General features: G+C 61.0%; 2 protein-coding genes. Both read right to left on the reverse strand.

What is annotated here, in order from left to right:
* On the reverse strand, positions 1 to 2,017 hold a 2,017-nt coding region (locus tag ACE4YL_RS12900), incomplete at its 3' end, for a thioredoxin domain-containing protein (protein ID WP_461369696.1).
* A gap of 160 nt (positions 2,018 to 2,177) precedes the next feature.
* Positions 2,178 to 2,938: phosphorylase family protein (locus ACE4YL_RS12905; protein WP_461369697.1), on the reverse strand; the 761-nt coding region annotated here is incomplete at its 5' end.

Genomic DNA, 2,938 nt, shown 5'->3' on the forward strand with positions numbered 1-2,938 from the left:
CGCGGCAGAGGTAGGCGGCGGCCCCGCCCCGGGGAGCGGTCATGGGTTCAATAAACGGAACAAGCGCGGCGACCTCTTCTCCTTCGAGGCCGGACGGGTGGAAGAGAAGCACAATATTCGGGTGAAAAGAGCGGCGCACCAGGGCAGCCATTTTCCCCACTTCAGCCGAACCGGCTTCACCGGTGATAACCAGCTCCGCCGAAGGCCCGAGGGCAAAATCGAGAGCCGAAAGCATAAAAGTAAAAGCCGCCGGGGAGCCCCCCAGATCGCCGCTGAAAGCGCGGATGATCGTCTCGCCGCGTTCCCACCAGTCCTGGCGCCCGGTCAGCCGGCCCAGTTTCAGCAAGTTCAGAGCCGCCACCGAGTTGCCCGAAGGGATGACCCCGTCGTAGGCATCGGCATAGGGCGGCAGATCTTCGGCGCGGTCGATGCCCGCATATTGCAGCGCGCCGCCGGGTCCCGCAAACAGCTCCAGCATCGATTCGCTCAGCGTCAGAGCCCACCGCAGGTGAGCAGCGTTAAATGTGGCCCGGTAGAGTTCCAGCAGCCCCCAGGCCAGGCAGGCGTAATCATCGAGATAAGCCGGAACGGCCGCTTCGCCGTCGCGGTAGCGCCTTAGAAGCCGCCCGCCGGGAGCAATCATCTTCTCCCTGATGAAAGCGGCAGCGCTTGCCGCGGCCTCCGCGTAACGCGCCTCCTCGAGCACTGCCGCCCCGCGGGCCAGGGCGGCGATGGCCATTCCGTTCCAGGCAGCCAGGATCTTGTCATCCCGGAAGGGGGGCTCCCTCCTGCCGCGAACTGCGCGCAGCCGCTCCCTCGAGTCATCGATGAGCTCCTGCAGCGCCAAAGGGTCCAATCCTTTCGCCGCCGCAAATTGCTCATGCTTGTACGGGCGGTGCAGTATGCTGCGGCCTCTTTCAAAGTTGCCCCTTTCCGTGACTCCGAAGTATTCCGCAACCAGCCGGCCCCTCTCTTCACCGAGAACCCCGGCCATTTCTGCGGGAGTCCAGAGATAGAAAAGACCCTCCTCACCCTCAGTGTCGGCGTCTTCTGCTGCACAGAAGCCTCCCTCAGTCGCGCGCAGGTCCCGCAGCAGGTATTCAAAGACGGCCCGGGCGGCAGCGGCTAATTCTTCATCCCCGGTGGCCTGGTAGGCTTCAAGGTAAGTAATGGCCAGCAGCGCCTGGTCGTATAGCATCTTCTCGAAATGCGGCACCAGCCAGCGCTCATCGGTGGAGTAGCGGTGGAATCCGTAGCCGAGCTGATCGAAGATGCCGCCCCGGACCATGCTTTTCAAGGTGGCGGCAACCATCTGCAGCGCCTTCACCTCTCCGGTGCGCTTCCAGTAGCGCAGCAGGAAGCTCAACCGGTGAGGCAAGGGGAATTTGGGCGCGCCGCCAAATCCGCCGTATTGCTCATCAAAACTCTCCCGCAGCCGCCGGTAAGCGGCGTCAAGGACTTCGGCCCCGAGCAGAGCCTCTCCGCCTCCTCCCCGGCCCTGCGCCGCCACTGCCTGCAGCAGCTGCTCTCCTGCTTCGATCGCCTGCTCCCGCTGCCCCTTCCACAGCGAGGCCAGCCGGGGCAGCAGCTCCATCAAGCCGGTAATCCCATAGCGGGAGCGCTTGGGGAAATAGGTGCCGGCAAAGAAAGGCTTCTTGCCGGGGGTTAACAAAACCGTCAGCGGCCATCCGCCACTTCCGGTCAGCGCCTGGCAGGCGTCCATGTAGATCTGGTCCAGGTCCGGGCGCTCCTCCCGGTCCACCTTGACGCTGACAAAGTGCTCGTTCAGCAGCGCCGCCACCTCGGTATCCTCGAAACACTCCCGCGCCATAACGTGGCACCAGTGGCAGGTGCTGTAGCCGATGCTTAAAAAGACAGGTTTGTCTTCTTTTTGAGCCCTGTCAAAGGCCTCTTCGCCCCAGGGATACCAATCCACGGGGTTATGGGCGTGCTGCAGCAAATAGGGCGATTTCTCATTAATTAACCTGTTGGCATTAGCGGTCTCCATATTGGGCATGGCAAAATCCCCTTCTGACGCGTAATTTAGCCCTAGTATGCGCAAAAGGGGATTTCTTTAAGAATAGCAATCAAGGAAACCGTATCACCAGTTGGTCTGCATCTGTATGGTATTCCTCCGCAGCCCTGCAGAAATTTTACACTGGTTCTTTTTACACCCCTTACAGCCCATCAATTGCTATGAGCTGCCGTAATGCGGATATGCCTGTTTTGATATGAGTCATCGTCAGCGGCTGTATCCGCTTTCCCGCCTGCAGCAGCGAGGACGCCCTCCTGCCGAGCACGCTGGAGACGATGAAGATGGCCGCGCTGTTGAGGTCGCTGCACAATGTATATGGAAAGCTGCCAGCCTGGTCCGCATTAATTTGGTAATATGCATCGGTTGAACGGGTCAACCCTACGTGGCAGGCAAGAGAGCTCTCCACGCAGGCGCGGCGCAGGCAGTCCACCAGCCGTAGGTCGGCGATGGCGGGAAAAGCCGGCGGCGCATATTGCAGCCCGGTGCCTTCATCGCGCACTGCTCCCTTGGCAATCAGCATCTCTCCGGGATAAATTCCCTTTGCCGCCGTCAGTCCGCATCCGAGATAAAGGAACACCTCTCCGCCGATGGCCGAGAGTTCGTGCACGCCGATTGCGGCGGAGGGCCCGCCGAGACCCACCGATGTAACTGAAACCCTTGTCCCCTCCAGCATGCCGGTAAAGGTGCGGTATTCACGATGCCAGGCCACAGCCTGGGCGCCGTCCAGCAGTGCAGCGGCCTTTTCTGCATCCTGCGGGTCATCCATCAGCAACAGGTACCTCCCGATCTGTCCGGGCGCCATGCCAATGTGATACTGGGGCATCTTCAATACGCCGGCATACACCCAGTTGACGAATTTTCGGAAACCGGGGTAGAGCACCGCCCACTTGAACATCTTGTTGG

This window comes from Candidatus Darwinibacter acetoxidans (assembly GCF_041936445.1).
Taxonomy (GTDB): Bacteria; Bacillota; Limnochordia; order Darwinibacteriales; family Darwinibacteriaceae; genus DTU010.